This is a genomic window from Alkalicoccus halolimnae, from assembly GCF_008014775.2.
Classification (GTDB): domain Bacteria; phylum Bacillota; class Bacilli; order Bacillales; family Salisediminibacteriaceae; genus Alkalicoccus; species Alkalicoccus halolimnae.
In genome coordinates this window covers 1,339,410-1,354,089 of record NZ_CP144914.1, presented here as the reverse complement: position 1 = coordinate 1,354,089, position 14,680 = coordinate 1,339,410, and the positions used below count along the sequence as shown (strand labels likewise).

Here is a 14,680-nt window from a genome sequence, read left to right as displayed (position 1 = left end):
TTGTGTATGTTAACTTGTCACGCCACTCAATGTTTCTACAAAGGAAACAACTTCCTCACTTGTAACATCCTGTCCTGTTACCTGATAATAAGAAATACCCTGTCGAGGCTCGGCATATAGATCAAACTGCCTTACAAATGTATATTGCATTTTTCTTTCTTCTTCCGGTAAAATCGTCCACTCTCCAATATATTTATCAATCACCAAAGTGTGATGACGAGTGTCCAGGTTGTTGTAAGAACTCCATTCTCCGTGCTCCATGTATTGTTTGAGGGCTTTCTGATTCAACCCTTGAATATGCTGATCCTGAATAAGTTCTATAGTGCCTTCTTTTTCATGTTTATATACAATCACAACTAAATCTTCTTCATAAATTGTTTCTTTTACCTTCCACCCTTCTGAAAGACTCGAGGGTTGTAAAATATGAAATGGAAGCGATTCCTCAGCCTCGGTTAAAGTGGCTTCTGTATTCTGACACGCAGGAAAGAGACATATCATAAGGAGTATTAGCAGTTTTTTCATCGTAGAAATCAATTCCTTTACTGGAAAATATACAGTTATTGTTTGTTCAGATTTGCCGAAACCTTCGCACTTCTCTCTTTTACTCTTTAAAGATCATAAAACTTTAACTACTGAAAAAGATTTCTTTTGAAAGATAATATTATTTTAATATAATTTTTAAGTAGTTTTCGATCATAGAGAGATCTAGCTCTCAGCTTGCCCGATGAGTAAAGAAAAGTCCCTGTTTTTGATAACGATATTCGGAAAGAAGACATTAATATCTTTCACAAAATTAGTTCAGGAAATTGCTGCCGCTTTCTAAACTAAGTGCTGCAATGTGCTGTTATTAGTTTACTACACTAGCAAAAGAGGATTTCTCATGATTTAGCAGAGACTCTTTTATGCTTATGCCTCCAGCGTAGCCTGTAAGCGTACCGTCGGCTCCTATCACACGATGGCAGGGTATAAGAATAGGAACTGGATTTTTATTATTGGCTCCACCTACAGCACGCACAGCTTTCGGGTTCCCCAATGCTTCCGCAATGTCTTTGTAGGATTGGGTGTTTCCACATGGAATTAACTGCAGCTGTTCCCAGACCTGCTTTTGAAAAGCAGTCCCTCTTAGATCCATTTTAATATCGAATTTATTTCTCGAGCCGTCGAAATACTCCTTTATTTCTCTGATCGCTTCTCCTATCACAGTATAATCCTCAATCCATAAAGAATTCTGTTCCTGCTTTTCCCATCTTCGTTTCATAGAGGACAGCACATTTTTTTGATTTCCATATTGAATCATGCAAAGTCCTTTTGCGGTAGCTGCTAAAGTGAGGGGACCCAGAAAACTGTCCATCTCTCCATAATAAATTTTCTCCATTTAAACCTCCTCCTTCTTTTAATAACTCTTTTCACCGGCATTCTTCATAAAAGATAACGCGTTCTCCATTTCTGTTTTTGCCTCTTCATTATTTTCGTTACTACCTGCTTTATCAATTTCCTTATAAATATCTTCGCTGTTTTCGATTTCAGAAAGAGCCCAGGCTGCAGTCCCACGTATAACAGGTCTTGGATCCTCATGCATGAGCTTCGTAAGTACCGGCAATGAAGCTTTTTCCTTAAAAACTGCGAGTGCAATTATTGCATTTCTTTGAATAGGTTTTTTCCCTCTCCACGAACCGGAAATCCGTCCGAACTTTTCTTTAAATTCTCTGTTTGACATGGTAAGCAGCGGCTCGAGCTGAGGTTTAACTATTTCAGGATCGGGTTCCATTTCAGGATGCCGGTGTTCATCTACTCCTTTATTCTCCGGACAGACTGTTTGACACGTATCACACCCGTAGAGTCTGTTGCCCAATTTTTTTCTATACTGCTTGGGAAGCATGGTTTTTGTCTGAGTTAAAAAAGCAATGCATTTCGTTGCGTCCAGCTGTCCTCCCTGCACAAGTGCGCCTGTAGGGCATGCGTCTACACATTTGTTACAGGTTCCGCACTGTTCTTCCAGAGGCACATCTTCCTCAAAAGAAATTGTTGTTATCATTTCTCCCAGGTACACATAGGAACCAAATTCCGGAGTGATAATCGCACAATTTTTACCGCTCCATCCTATGCCTGCTCTTTCAGCTACTGCACGGTCCGGGAGCTCCCCGGTATCTACCATTTCTTTGCATCTGGCACGAGGATCTTTCTGAAGAATAAATTCCTCCACCTGCTTCAACTTTCTCCTTAAAACATGATGATAATCTTCTCCCCAGCTTGCACGGCAGAAAATTCCCCGGCGGTCTCCTTTTACAGAACGCGGAGCATCTTTCATTTTAGACGGGTAAGCAAGTGCAATTGAAATGATTGTTTTAGCTTCCGGAAGAAGAAGGTCCGGATTTGTACGTTCTTCAAGACTTCCTTTTTCAAATCCCGAAGCATAACCTTTTTCCTGCTGAATCCGCAGGCGTTCCTTCATCGTGACAAAGGGATCTGCAGGAGCAAATCCTATCTTATCTATACCTATTTTCCTGCTGAATTCAATAATCTCATTTTTAAATTGGCTGGACATCTTTCCTCCTCCCCTTTAAATATTTCACATTGTCTTTTCGCTTTAGGATTATATTAAAATAATTCAAATATCCTATTTCAAAGGTTCTTATATCACTCTTACTTTCAAAAAGAGTGCGCTGCGGATGGGAAGCAGCAGAAACTTTGGGAATCACAATCTAATTGCTTTCGATTACATAAATATGAAATTTATATGTGAAACTGTTTTATTTCATTTCCTGAGTAAATATTTCAAGTGCTTTAGTCTTAAAAAGCTTACTATTTCTTTATAAACGTGTCAAACTTATTAAACAACAAAAAAAGCAGCTTCTGCTGCTTCTGAGATGTATTAGTTTTGGTACCGGAGACGGGACTTGAACCCGTACGCCCGTGAAGGCATTGGATTTTGAGTCCAACGTGTCTGCCATTCCACCACTCCGGCGCACTGATTAATTTATGAGTGATTTGGTGCCGAGGGCCGGACTCGAACCGGCACGGTAATACAATTACCGCAGGATTTTAAGTCCTGTGTGTCTGCCAATTCCACCACCCCGGCAAATACCAGTATTTGTAAGTTCGTGATACAAAAATGGAGGCGACAACCGGATTCGAACCGGTGATAGAGGTTTTGCAGACCTCTGCCTTACCACTTGGCTATGCCGCCTTAAAATATATGGAGCGGGAAACGGGATTCGAACCCGCGACCCCCACCTTGGCAAGGTGGTGCTCTACCACTGAGCTATTCCCGCATCGTTTGAAAATGGCAGGGCTAGCAGGATTCGAACCTGCGGGTCACGGAATCAAAATCCGATGCCTTACCGCTTGGCTATAGCCCTATGTAGTGGGGCGGCTGATGGGAATCGAACCCACGAATGCCGGAATCACAATCCGGTGCGTTAACCACTTCGCCACAACCGCCATATCAGATAAAAATGGTGGAGGGGGAGAGACTCGAACTCCCGAACCCGAAGGAGCGGATTTACAGTCCGCCGCGTTTGGCCAACTTCGCTACCCCTCCATGTTTTCCTAACAATAATTTGTACGTATTTACATACAAACCTTCAAGATAAAAATTATCTTACCAAAGGGATTTTTTATCGTCAAGAGAAATGGTGCTGGCCAGAGGACTTGAACCCCCAACCTACTGATTACAAGTCAGTTGCTCTACCAATTGAGCTAGGCCAGCACATTAGTGGTGGCTCGGGACGGAATCGAACCGCCGACACACGGATTTTCAGTCCGTTGCTCTACCGACTGAGCTACCGAGCCAAATATGTAAGTGGTTGCGGGGGATGGATTTGAACCATCGACCTTTGGGTTATGAGCCCAACGAGCTACCAGACTGCTCCACCCCGCGGTAATATTAAATATGGTGGAGGATGACAGGCTCGAACTGCCGACCCCCTGCTTGTAAGGCAGGTGCTCTCCCAACTGAGCTAATCCTCCATTTTAATATGTTTTTTCATCTTTAAGTTTAGAAGTAAGTAATGGTGACCCGTACGGGATTCGAACCCGTGTTACCGCCGTGAAAGGGCGGTGTCTTAACCACTTGACCAACGGGCCATTCTGGCGGAGAGCGAGGGATTCGAACCCTCGAGACGGGTTAAAACCGCCTACACGATTTCCAATCGTGCTCCTTCGGCCACTCGGACAGCTCTCCAGATGGCTCCACAGGTAGGATTCGAACCTACGACCGATCGGTTAACAGCCGATTGCTCTACCACTGAGCTACTGTGGATTATTAAAATAATAATTGAGATACTATCCTCTCAAAACTGGATAACGGGGGTGTATGAACCCTTCAATCGGTGTCTTCGAATCATCTTCTTTTTTTGGTTAAGCCCTCGATCGATTAGTATCTCTCAGCTTCACGTGTCGCCACGCTTCCACACGAGACCTATCTACCTCTTCGTCTCAGAGGGATCTTACTCCCAATCACTTGGGATGGGAAATCTCATCTTGAGGGGGGCTTCATGCTTAGATGCTTTCAGCACTTATCCCGTCCACACGTAGCTACCCAGCGATGCTCCTGGCGGAACAACTGGTACACCAGCGGTGTGTCCATCCCGGTCCTCTCGTACTAAGGACAGCTCCTCTCAAATTTCCTGCGCCCGCGACGGATAGGGACCGAACTGTCTCACGACGTTCTGAACCCAGCTCGCGTGCCGCTTTAATGGGCGAACAGCCCAACCCTTGGGACCTACTTCAGCCCCAGGATGCGACGAGCCGACATCGAGGTGCCAAACCTCCCCGTCGATGTGGACTCTTGGGAGAGATTAGCCTGTTATCCCCAGGGTAGCTTTTATCCGTTGAGCGACGGCCCTTCCATACGGTGCCGCCGGATCACTAAGCCCGACTTTCGTCCCTGCTCGACCTGTCTGTCTCGCAGTCAAGCTCCCTTATGCCTTTGCACTCTGCGAATGATTTCCAACCATTCTGAGGGAACCTTTGGGCGCCTCCGTTACTGTTTAGGAGGCGACCGCCCCAGTCAAACTGCCCACCTGACACTGTCCCTGACCCGGATCACGGGTCGAGGTTAGGATGTCAAAACAGCCAGGGTAGTATCCCACCGATGCCTCCACCGAAGCTGGCGCTCCGGTTTCCAAGGCTCCTACCTATCCTGTACAAGCTGTTCCGACACCCAATATCAAGCTGCAGTAAAGCTCCATGGGGTCTTTCCGTCCTGTCGCGGGTAACCTGCATCTTCACAGGTAATATAATTTCACCGGGTCTCTCGTTGAGACAGTGCCCAAATCGTTGCACCTTTCGTGCGGGTCGGAACTTACCCGACAAGGAATTTCGCTACCTTAGGACCGTTATAGTTACGGCCGCCGTTTACTGGGGCTTCAATTCGGAGCTTCTCCCGTAAGGGATAACCCCTCCTCTTAACCTTCCAGCACCGGGCAGGTGTCAGCCCCTATACTTCGCCTTGCGGCTTCGCAGAGACCTGTGTTTTTGATAAACAGTCGTTTGGGCCTATTCACTGCGGCTCCCCTGGGCTATGAACCCCAGGGAGCACTCCTTCTCCCGAAGTTACGGAGTCATTTTGCCGAGTTCCTTAACGAGAGTTCTCCCGCGCGTCTTAGAATTCTCTTCCCGCCTACCTGTGTCGGTTTACGGTACGGGCACCAGTTTCCTCGCTAGAGGCTTTTCTTGGCAGTGTAGGTGCAGGCACTTCGGTACTAAATTTCCCTCGCGGTCACAGCTCAGCCTTAACAGAACACGGATTTCCCTGTGTTCCAGCCTCCCTGCTTCGGCGCACACATCCAGCGGTGCGCTTGCCCTGCCTTCCTGCGTCCCCCCATTGCTCAAACGGAAACGTGGTGGTACAGGAATATCGACCTGTTTTCCATCGCCTACGCCTTTCGGCCTCGGCTTAGGACCCGACTAACCCTGAGCGGACGAGCCTTCCTCAGGAACCCTTAGGCTTTCGACGGAGGGGATTCTCACCCCTCTTTTCGCTACTCATACCGGCATTCTCACTTCCAGGCGCTCCACCGGTCCTTCCGGTCCGGCTTCGATGCCCCTGGAACGCTCCCCTACCACAGAACACCCGAAGGTGTTTTGTCCATAGCTTCGGTGATACGTTTAGCCCCGGTACATTTTCGGCGCAGAGTCACTCGACCAGTGAGCTATTACGCACTCTTTCAATGATGGCTGCTTCTAAGCCAACATCCTGGTTGTCTAAGCAACTCCACATCCTTTTCCACTTAACGTATACTTGGGGACCTTAGCTGATGGTCTGGGCTGTTTCCCTCTTGACTACGGATCTTAGCACTCGCAGTCTGACTCCCGAGGATAAGTGATTGGCATTCGGAGTTTGACTGAATTCGGTAATCCTGTAGGGACCCCTAGTCCAATCAGTGCTCTACCTCCAACACTCTATCCCTCGAGGCTAGCCCTAAAGCTATTTCGGGGAGAACCAGCTATGTCCGAGTTCGATTGGCATTTCACCCCTACCCACACCTCATCCCCGCACTTTTCAACGTGCGTGGGTTCGGGCCTCCATCCAGTGTTACCTGGACTTCACCCTGGACATGGGTAGATCACCCGGTTTCGGGTCTACAACGACGTACTCAAAGCGCCCTGTTCAGACTCGCTTTCGCTGCGGCTCCGTCTTATCGACTTAACCTGGCACGTCATCGTAACTCGCCGGTTCATTCTACAAAAGGCACGCTGTCACCCATAAACGGGCTCCAACTACTTGTAGGCACACGGTTTCAAGATCTCTTTCACTCCCCTTTCGGGGTACTTTTCACCTTTCCCTCACGGTACTGGTGCACTATCGGTCACTAGGGAGTATTTAGCCTTGGGAGATGGTCCTCCCGGATTCCGACGGGGTTTCACGTGTCCCGCCGTACTCAGGATCCACTCCGGAGGAGGGGGCATGTCGAGTACAGGGCTGTTACCTTATCCTGCGGGCCGTTCCAGGCCGCTTCCTCTATACCCTCTCTTTGTAACTCCGTATGGAGTGTCCTACAACCCCAGAAGGCAAGCCTTCTGGTTTGGGCTGTTTCCGTTTCGCTCGCCGCTACTCAGGAAATCGCATTTGCTTTCTCTTCCTCCGGGTACTGAGATGTTTCAGTTCCCCGGGTCTGCCATCACACACCTTATGGATTCAGGTGTGGATCGTATCCCATTACGGATACGGGGTTCCCCCATTCGGAAATCTTCGGATCAATGCTTACTTACAGCTCCCCGAAGCATATCGGTGTTCGTCCCGTCCTTCATCGGCTCCTAGTGCCAAGGCATCCACCGTGCGCCCTTTCTAGCTTAACCAGCTGCCTCCCTGAGGGAGGCAGTGGACGTCATTCGATCGTCTTGGCGATATTCTAAGACACTCGGAAACTCGTTTCTTCGTCACGGGGCGCACCCCGGACCAATAGACCTTGTTTCCGGTGATTGATTGTTCATACATTACGTTATCCAGTTTTCAAAGGACAGAGGCTTGCGGGCCGTCTTTCTTTTTTCCTTTTTTCTTCTGCAAAGCAGAAGAAAGCCGAAAAAAAAGAGCCGGCCGAGAGGTATTAACCCTCTCAAAACTAAACAAAAGAACGAAAGGAAGGAATCGATAAGTGAGCTTACTCGAGCTCCTTAGAAAGGAGGTGATCCATCCGCACCTTCCGGTACGGATACCTTGTTACGACTTCACCCCAATCATCTGTCCCACCTTCGGCGGCTGGGTCCCAAAAAGGGTTGCCTCACCGACTTCGGGTGTTACAAACTCTCGTGGTGTGACGGGCGGTGTGTACAAGGCCCGGGAACGTATTCACCGCGGCATGCTGATCCGCGATTACTAGCAATTCCGGCTTCATGCAGGCGAGTTGCAGCCTGCAATCCGAACTGAGAATGGCTTTCTGGGATTCGCTCCACCTCGCGGCTTCGCTGCCCTTTGTACCATCCATTGTAGCACGTGTGTAGCCCAGGTCATAAGGGGCATGATGATTTGACGTCGTCCCCACCTTCCTCCGGTTTATCACCGGCAGTCACCTTAGAGTGCCCAACCAAATGCTGGCAACTAAGGTCAAGGGTTGCGCTCGTTGCGGGACTTAACCCAACATCTCACGACACGAGCTGACGACAACCATGCACCACCTGTCACTTTGTCCCCCGAAGGGGAAAACTCTGTCTCCAGAGTGTTCAAAGGATGTCAAGACCTGGTAAGGTTCTTCGCGTTGCGTCGAATTAAACCACATGCTCCACTGCTTGTGCGGGCCCCCGTCAATTCCTTTGAGTTTCAGCCTTGCGGCCGTACTCCCCAGGCGGAGTGCTTAATGTGTTAACTTCGGCACTAAGGGCATCGAAACCCCTAACACCTAGCACTCAACGTTTACGGCGTGGACTACCAGGGTATCTAATCCTGTTTGCTCCCCACGCTTTCGCACCTCAGCGTCAGTTGTAGGCCAGAAAGTCGCCTTCGCCACTGGTGTTCCTCCACATATCTACGCATTTCACCGCTACACGTGGAATTCCACTTTCCTCTCCTACACTCAAGTCCTGCAGTTTCCAATGACCCTCCACGGTTGAGCCGTGGGCTTTCACATCAGACTTACGAGACCGCCTGCGTGCGCTTTACGCCCAATAATTCCGGACAACGCTTGCCCCCTACGTATTACCGCGGCTGCTGGCACGTAGTTAGCCGGGGCTTTCTCGTGAGGTACCGTCAAGGTGCCGGCCTGTTCGACCGGCACTTGTTCTTCCCTCACAACAGAACTTTACGATCCGAAAACCTTCATCGTTCACGCGGCGTTGCACCGTCAGGCTTTCGCCCATTGCGGATGATTCCCTACTGCTGCCTCCCGTAGGAGTCTGGACCGTGTCTCAGTTCCAGTGTGGCCGATCACCCTCTCAGGTCGGCTACGCATCGTCGCCTTGGTGGGCCGTTACCCCACCAACAAGCTAATGCGCCGCGGGCCCATCTTCCAGCGGGAGGAGACCGAAGTCTCCGCCCCTTTGACAAGCCGCTCATGCGAGCCGCTTGATCATCCGGCATTAGCCCCGGTTTCCCGGGGTTATTCCGGCCTGGAAGGCAGGTTGCCCACGTGTTACTCACCCGTCCGCCGCTCATTCCACAGGTTTTGCCCCGAAGGGCGCTGCCTGCTTCCTGCGCTCGACTTGCATGTATTAGGCACGCCGCCAGCGTTCGTCCTGAGCCAGGATCAAACTCTCCGATAAATCGTCGAAGTTTGAACTTCTGACATCGCGAAGCGGGATGCTTCGCTTTCAAAACTGAATCTGGCTAAAGATTCTTTAATAATAAATTGACAGAGAATGATTCATTCTCTTTTTTCCTTCACAATCGTCTTTTGTTTAGTTTTCAAAGGGCAAATCACAGCGCCGCCTGTTTTTGGCGACTTAATTAATATACCATTACTGACAGTTCGAGTCAATATGTTTATATAATTTTGTTTGTTCTCATCGCCGGTTGCTACCAATCGGCTTCAGCGACGATTATTAATATAGCATAATAAATTCAGACTTTGCAATACGTTTAAAGAAAAACTTTAAAAAAGATCGTCATTTAAGGTGTCCTCTTTATGGGGCACATAGAAAACGAAGGATAAACAGCTGAAAGTACAGTAAATCGTTAGTAACATAAAAATCAATGAACTTGAAAATTCAGCTTACGGGAAAACTATCATCATAAACCTTCAATAACCTTCAATGTTATTCACAGAAATGCGATATGATTCTCCAAACATTAACATTGGAAAAAAGAGCTGAAATTCTTTATAGTTCGTAAACATTACAAGTCATTATCGAAAAAAGCCTCCAGCTCGTTAGCGGGAGGCTGCCATATCCTGGTAGGAATTAGCAATATATTTCCGATGATTGATTGTTCTTCCTTTCGTTTCCTCTAATTTAATATCCACCAGTCCTTTTTTAACTAAATATTCAAGCAGCATACTTAAATCAAGAGAGTAATCATGCATAGCAACCCTTTCTTTAAGTTCATCCACATTCCAGGCGTCGTGCTTTTCATTCATAATTGAAATTAGATGAGCACTCCCTAACCTTACTTTCGTAGCCAGCTCGAATTCATTTGCCAACAGAAGAAGTTCGAGCCTTTTATCGATTGGCTCTGTGCCAGTAACAAGTTCGGAATAAAGTTTGTGAATCTCGGGTTCGATTTGACGCACCTGCTGCCAGACAGTTACTTCAGGATGATACCCGCGCTCAATGACAGCTAGTCTGGCTAAATGATGAAGAGCATGAACAATTTGATTGAAAGAATCCAGATAATGTCCTTCATAATAGAGAGACTTTCCATCAGAAAAACGCCTGACCAGCTTAGAAAACTCTATCCCGATCCGGGACTCCCTCTCCTTCTCCGGAAAAGTGATCATTTTCTCTTTGAAATTTTTCATATATTCATTACGGTCAAAAATGATTTTCCCGTTAAGCAGCCAGTCGATTGCTCTCCGATTTGAACTGTTTGCGAGCCATTCGTTAATCTGCGTAGTATTAACAATATGCATTGCGATCGTCATATCTTTATATTCATAATGTTTAATTTCCCATGCTTTACTTGTTTTATCTTTTATGACTAAAAGGATACCATCAAAATAATCTGTAGCTGCATCTTCCATTTTGGATTTCTCTACAACAATTACTGCCAGCGTCTGCGGATCTCCCGTTCTATCCTGATATAGTTCACGCATAAACTCATCCATAACGTCCCTCCTCCCATATGAGTCAAATAACTTTACTAATGATTAATGTTCGACAACTGACAGGGAAATCCTCTGTAAATTGAAGATGAATTTTCAAATACCGCAATAACTTACTCTTCCTGCCAAAGAATAATTTCACTGTTTCTTCACTGTATTAATTTACTGCTGATATGATATAATAGCTTTTGTAGAAAGGCGTGATGCAGTTTTGTTAAGCTTTACGAGCAAAATAAATAAGATTAGAACATTCGCCCTTGTTTTAATATTTGCAGGAATCATCATTATGTATCTCGGTTTGTTCTTTCAGGCAAATCCAATAGTCATGACCATCTTTATGCTGCTTGGATTTTTAGCGATCATAGCAAGTACTGTAATTTATTTCTGGATTGGGATGCTTTCTTCAAAAGCGGTGCAGGTTACATGTCCGGAATGTGAAAAACCAACTAAAATGCTCGGCCGTGTAGATGCATGCATGCATTGTAATGAAGCCTTAACACTCGACCAAAGTCTGGAAGGCAAAGAATTTGATCAGGCTTATAACTCCAAAAAAAAGAGCAGGAAAGATTAAATTAATCTTTCCTGCTCTTTTTCTATTATAATATGCGAACGTGTACACGATCAGCCTTTTCTGCATTCAGGACAGGTACCATAAACCTCCATACGATGATTTTTTACTTCAAATCCCGCAACATGCTCAGCGAGAGTTTCCACTTCATCAAGGCCGGGATAATGAAAATCCACGATTTTCCCACAGCTGTCGCAAATAACATGATAGTGTTTTGTCGTGTTGCTATCAAACCTGCTCGAAGAATCTCCATAAGTAAGTTCTCTCACCAGACCCGCTTCTTTAAAAACACGAAGGTTATTGTATACAGTAGCTACACTCATATTAGGAAAATTATTTTCAAGTGATTTATATATGTCATCAGCTGTAGGATGACTGTCACAATTAAAAAGAAACTCCAGGATTGCGTGACGCTGAGGCGTCATTCTTACTTTTGTGCTTTTCAGAGACTGTAGTGCTTCTCGAAGTTCTGTATTTTCCATCGGTTTCACCTCTCTATTTTGTCCAATTTCTTACACCTGAAAGGCGGTGATTAACGGTTACGCCTTTTTCATTACTACTGCTTGCGTTAATATTATTATATAAGAATGGTTACAATCAGTATAACGAAGGGCTTCTTTAACTGTCAATTATTTGACCGGCTTAGGCCCTGGCTGACGTGAGGTTGCTCTGCCTAAAATATAGAAGGTGATCCTTTTATGGAAAACAGATGTGAGCATGATCAATTTAATCTCTGATCTATGTTTGCTGCCTTAAAAAAGGAAGACTGTTTTCAGCATCTATCATAAATGAAATATATCGATGAGACTTCCCTCGTGCTTTTCCACGCTTTACTTCATAATCAAGACAGATTTTCTTCATCATGTCATTTAACTTTTCTGCGTCGTGTTCATCAATCCCAATTAAAAAGGTTGTACTCCCCCGGCGGAGAAATCCACCGCTGCTGGATAGTTCAGTCATACGATATTCTTCGGCTTTAAGCCCTTCTTCCATTGCATCACGATAGCGATTCTGGACCACACAGACCATTAATTTCATTGTACTCCCTCCTGCCTTTAATATCCTTTTACAGTGTCCACAGGGTTAATATACTCACCTTCACCCGATAAATAAACGTTTAAATTAGATGAAAACATCTTAAAAGCACGCGGCTGGTACTGCGGGGAGATCCCCGACAAGTGTGGTGTTACGGTTATTTTTGGATGACTCCAAAAAGCGTGGGAAGACGGAAGCGGCTCTTCTTTGAAAACATCCAATACAGCCTCATGCAGCTCATTTTTATCGAGTGCATCGATGAGGGCTTTTTCATTTACAACATTGCCTCTCCCGATATTGATAAACACGGCATGTTTATCCATAGCTTTAAAAGCCTCTCCTGAAAATAAATCATCTGTTTCCGGAGTTTTAGGCAGAACAGAAATTACAAAATCCGCATGCTGAAGAGCGCTGCGAAGCTCTTTCACCGGAAATATTTCATCAAAATAATCAATGTTTCTTCCAGACTGATTAACGCCGACTGTTTTCATTCTGAAAGCAGCTGCGAGTCTCGCAATCTCTGTGCCGATAGCACCTGCTCCCACGATACAGACGGTTTTACTGTGGAGTTCCATCATGACAGGAGACCTGTCCCATACTCTTTGGCGCTCCTGCTCAAGAACGACCGTTGCCTGCCGCGCTGTGTGCAGCATCATATGAATAGTGTACTCCGCCATAGGAACCGCATGAATTCCTTTAGCGTTTGTAACAAAAATGTTTCTTTCCGCTATCGCTTCAAACGGCATTTTATCCATTCCTGCTGAAATAACCATAATCCACTTTAAATTTTTGGCCATATTTATATGCTCCGGTACAAGGTCTTCTCCGAGTGTAATCAGTATTTCAGCTTCCGACAGTTCTCTTTCTGCTTCGCTGATATCATTGCAGAAACGAAAATCCAGGTCCGGATACTTACTTATAAAATCAGACTGAATTTCCTGCAAAATATTTGCTGATGATACAATTACCAAGTCTGCCAACACCTTTCTGCTTATTCATCCAGAAGAATACTGAATTGATACTGTGTACTTCTCGTCATTTCACTATCCTGCCAGTTTACAAGAACTCTTGCTTCCAGCTGCGTCAGGTTTTCACAGTGGGTGCACATTTCTGAATAATTAACTGTTCCATCAAAATCTTCAAGCTCCAGTTCCTGATAGAAGAAAGAAACATTAGAGCTGTCCACAAAAAATTCGAGTGCTTCTATATCGTCAGGGTTTATAGTTTCATCATTATGCTCCAGCCTGACCCCCACCTCATACCCTTCATCAGCTTCATTAATATAAAGGGCTGCATCCCAGAAGGAATCAGAAGCCTCACTCCGGTAGTCCGGGCTGAAAGGTCCCTCATAATCATCCTGAAGAAAAAACATTACGGCTGCCACAATTGCAATTATAACTACAAATGGTATGAGCTGTTTCATGACCAATCCCACCCCTCTTATATCTATATTAGCAGACTGAATACAAGAATTCAGTTTTTTCTGAGCTGTATTTTTTGCACACTGATTCTCTCATGCTATATTAATGAGAAGTCTGGTTTCAGGAGGGGAGTGTATGGTGCCACGTCTTTTTTTAACGTTCGTGATAGCTGCTTTCCTAAGTGGCTGTACACCCGAGGAAAAAGAGATTCACGGAAGGTACATGTTCACCTCTGCTATAGATAATACATTCCAGCTTTTTGTAGAAGATTCCTACACAGGAGAATCCTACCGGTATTTAAATGGACTCCATATAAACCTTCCGGAGGATTATTATGCTGAATCGTACATTATACAAGTTAATGAGAATACGTTATTTGAAGATAAAGAAACGGGAGAAATAATAACCTTGGAGGAAAGCAGCTTTCCGTTTCACTGGCCGAACCAGCAAATTTCAATAGAAACTGAAGAACCTTTCACGAAGAAAACTACCTCCATGGATACGCCGGTTACAGTTAATAACCGCCTTCTTCCCATCTACAGCGCAGAAAAAATAATTACTTACCCTTACAGCTATGAGGATTTTGTTGAAGTACACACCCCTGTTGAAGATAACCACTATATGCTGTTTTTATTTGATGAAAATTTTGACAGACAATATTTATATATTCTGCAGACTTTCGCGGAAAAAATTGAAGACAGATACGATACTTATCTCGATGTACATTACCATACACCGGAGTATTTCCAGAAATATTTAAATGTAGAAAGCGAACCTTTATATGTTCTTCTCCATACAAATGGAGAAGTGCTGAGGACCTCTGACTGGGAAAAAATTCACCGCTATATCTCTGATGATTCAGGCGTAGTCCTGCCAAGAGCAGGAGACCCGGCGTGGCTGGAGATGCTGCAGGAATATTAATGAAGGAGGCCGATCCATAAACATTATGGTTCAGCCTCCTT

10 protein-coding genes, 14 tRNA genes and 2 rRNA genes are annotated in these 14,680 nt (G+C 45.5%); 2 read left to right on the top strand and 24 right to left on the bottom strand.

The window, feature by feature from the left end:
- Positions 1-9 precede the first annotated feature (9 nt).
- The 20 genes from FTX54_RS06035 to FTX54_RS05940 form a co-directional block, all read right to left on the bottom strand.
- Entirely contained in the window at positions 10-522 is a 513-nt protein-coding gene (locus FTX54_RS06035; protein WP_147803122.1) for a hypothetical protein, read from the bottom strand.
- A gap of 325 nt (positions 523-847) precedes the next feature.
- Positions 848-1,375, bottom strand: coding sequence for a methylated-DNA--[protein]-cysteine S-methyltransferase (locus FTX54_RS06030; protein ID WP_147803123.1), 528 nt, complete (start codon positions 1,373-1,375; stop codon positions 848-850).
- 18 nt (positions 1,376-1,393) lie between these two features.
- Positions 1,394-2,545, bottom strand: coding sequence for a tRNA epoxyqueuosine(34) reductase QueG (gene queG, locus FTX54_RS06025; RefSeq protein ID WP_147803124.1), 1,152 nt, complete (start codon positions 2,543-2,545; stop codon positions 1,394-1,396).
- 334 nt (positions 2,546-2,879) lie between these two features.
- Positions 2,880-2,965, bottom strand: a tRNA-Leu gene (locus tag FTX54_RS06020).
- Between the two features lie 24 nt (positions 2,966-2,989).
- Positions 2,990-3,079, bottom strand: a tRNA-Leu gene (locus FTX54_RS06015).
- 34 nt (positions 3,080-3,113) lie between these two features.
- Positions 3,114-3,187, bottom strand: a tRNA-Cys gene (locus tag FTX54_RS06010).
- Positions 3,188-3,197: 10 nt separating this feature from the next.
- A tRNA-Gly gene (locus tag FTX54_RS06005) sits at positions 3,198-3,272 on the bottom strand.
- A gap of 12 nt (positions 3,273-3,284) precedes the next feature.
- Positions 3,285-3,359 (bottom strand) — tRNA-Gln (locus FTX54_RS06000).
- A 6-nt stretch (positions 3,360-3,365) separates the two neighbouring features.
- Positions 3,366-3,441, bottom strand: a tRNA-His gene (locus tag FTX54_RS05995).
- A gap of 15 nt (positions 3,442-3,456) precedes the next feature.
- Positions 3,457-3,541: transfer RNA gene (locus FTX54_RS05990), tRNA-Tyr, on the bottom strand.
- Between the two features lie 92 nt (positions 3,542-3,633).
- Positions 3,634-3,709, bottom strand: a tRNA-Thr gene (locus tag FTX54_RS05985).
- Positions 3,710-3,716: 7 nt separating this feature from the next.
- Positions 3,717-3,792 (bottom strand) — tRNA-Phe (locus FTX54_RS05980).
- A gap of 11 nt (positions 3,793-3,803) precedes the next feature.
- Positions 3,804-3,880: transfer RNA gene (locus FTX54_RS05975), tRNA-Met, on the bottom strand.
- A 13-nt stretch (positions 3,881-3,893) separates the two neighbouring features.
- Positions 3,894-3,969, bottom strand: a tRNA-Val gene (locus tag FTX54_RS05970).
- A 42-nt stretch (positions 3,970-4,011) separates the two neighbouring features.
- Positions 4,012-4,086, bottom strand: a tRNA-Glu gene (locus FTX54_RS05965).
- A gap of 4 nt (positions 4,087-4,090) precedes the next feature.
- Positions 4,091-4,183 (bottom strand) — tRNA-Ser (locus FTX54_RS05960).
- A gap of 3 nt (positions 4,184-4,186) precedes the next feature.
- A tRNA-Asn gene (locus tag FTX54_RS05955) sits at positions 4,187-4,261 on the bottom strand.
- A gap of 94 nt (positions 4,262-4,355) precedes the next feature.
- Positions 4,356-7,302 (bottom strand): 23S ribosomal RNA (locus FTX54_RS05950).
- 319 nt (positions 7,303-7,621) lie between these two features.
- A 16S ribosomal RNA gene (locus FTX54_RS05945) occupies positions 7,622-9,198 on the bottom strand.
- Together the 16S and 23S rRNA genes with 14 tRNA genes alongside form the textbook arrangement of a ribosomal RNA operon.
- 605 nt (positions 9,199-9,803) lie before the next feature.
- Positions 9,804-10,697, bottom strand: a complete 894-nt coding sequence (locus FTX54_RS05940; RefSeq protein WP_147804148.1) for a nucleotidyltransferase-like protein — start codon at positions 10,695-10,697, stop codon at positions 9,804-9,806.
- Positions 10,698-10,905: 208 nt separating this feature from the next.
- Between FTX54_RS05940 and FTX54_RS05935 the strand changes: the two genes are divergently transcribed.
- The gene (locus FTX54_RS05935; RefSeq protein WP_422387417.1) at positions 10,906-11,265 is read left to right on the top strand and encodes a YgzB family protein; all 360 of its coding nucleotides are present in this window, start codon (positions 10,906-10,908) and stop codon (positions 11,263-11,265) included.
- A 50-nt stretch (positions 11,266-11,315) separates the two neighbouring features.
- Here FTX54_RS05935 and perR read toward each other — a convergent pair whose 3' ends face one another.
- The 4 genes from perR to FTX54_RS05915 all read right to left on the bottom strand — a co-directional run bounded on the left by perR (position 11,316) and on the right by FTX54_RS05915 (position 13,720).
- Positions 11,316-11,744, bottom strand: a complete 429-nt coding sequence (gene perR / locus FTX54_RS05930) for a peroxide-responsive transcriptional repressor PerR (protein WP_147804146.1) — start codon at positions 11,742-11,744, stop codon at positions 11,316-11,318.
- Between the two features lie 256 nt (positions 11,745-12,000).
- Positions 12,001-12,300, bottom strand: coding sequence for a cyclic-di-AMP receptor (locus FTX54_RS05925; protein WP_147804145.1), 300 nt, complete (start codon positions 12,298-12,300; stop codon positions 12,001-12,003).
- 17 nt (positions 12,301-12,317) lie between these two features.
- Positions 12,318-13,268 (bottom strand): D-2-hydroxyacid dehydrogenase, encoded by a 951-nt coding sequence (locus FTX54_RS05920; RefSeq protein ID WP_147804144.1) that lies wholly within the window; start codon positions 13,266-13,268, stop codon positions 12,318-12,320.
- Between the two features lie 20 nt (positions 13,269-13,288).
- Positions 13,289-13,720 carry a hypothetical protein gene (locus FTX54_RS05915; RefSeq protein WP_147804143.1) on the bottom strand — a complete coding sequence of 144 codons (432 nt, stop codon included), beginning with the start codon at positions 13,718-13,720 and terminating at the stop codon, positions 13,289-13,291.
- A 133-nt stretch (positions 13,721-13,853) separates the two neighbouring features.
- Between FTX54_RS05915 and FTX54_RS05910 the strand changes: the two genes are divergently transcribed.
- Entirely contained in the window at positions 13,854-14,639 is a 786-nt protein-coding gene (locus FTX54_RS05910; protein ID WP_147804142.1) for a hypothetical protein, read from the top strand.
- Positions 14,640-14,680 lie beyond the last annotated feature (41 nt).

Excerpts from the sequence above, each read along its gene's own strand:
- FTX54_RS06035 (WP_147803122.1), bottom strand. The coding sequence starts at position 522 with ATGAAAAAACTGCTAATACTCCTTATGATATGTCTCTTTCCTGCGTGT.
- FTX54_RS06030 (WP_147803123.1), bottom strand. The coding sequence starts at position 1,375 with ATGGAGAAAATTTATTATGGAGAGATGGACAGTTTTCTGGGTCCCCTC.
- queG (WP_147803124.1), bottom strand. The coding sequence starts at position 2,545 with ATGTCCAGCCAATTTAAAAATGAGATTATTGAATTCAGCAGGAAAATA.
- FTX54_RS05940 (WP_147804148.1), bottom strand. The coding sequence starts at position 10,697 with ATGGATGAGTTTATGCGTGAACTATATCAGGATAGAACGGGAGATCCG.
- perR (WP_147804146.1), bottom strand. The coding sequence starts at position 11,744 with ATGGAAAATACAGAACTTCGAGAAGCACTACAGTCTCTGAAAAGCACA.
- FTX54_RS05925 (WP_147804145.1), bottom strand. The coding sequence starts at position 12,300 with ATGAAATTAATGGTCTGTGTGGTCCAGAATCGCTATCGTGATGCAATG.
- FTX54_RS05915 (WP_147804143.1), bottom strand. The coding sequence starts at position 13,720 with ATGAAACAGCTCATACCATTTGTAGTTATAATTGCAATTGTGGCAGCC.
- FTX54_RS05910 (WP_147804142.1), top strand. The coding sequence starts at position 13,854 with ATGGTGCCACGTCTTTTTTTAACGTTCGTGATAGCTGCTTTCCTAAGT.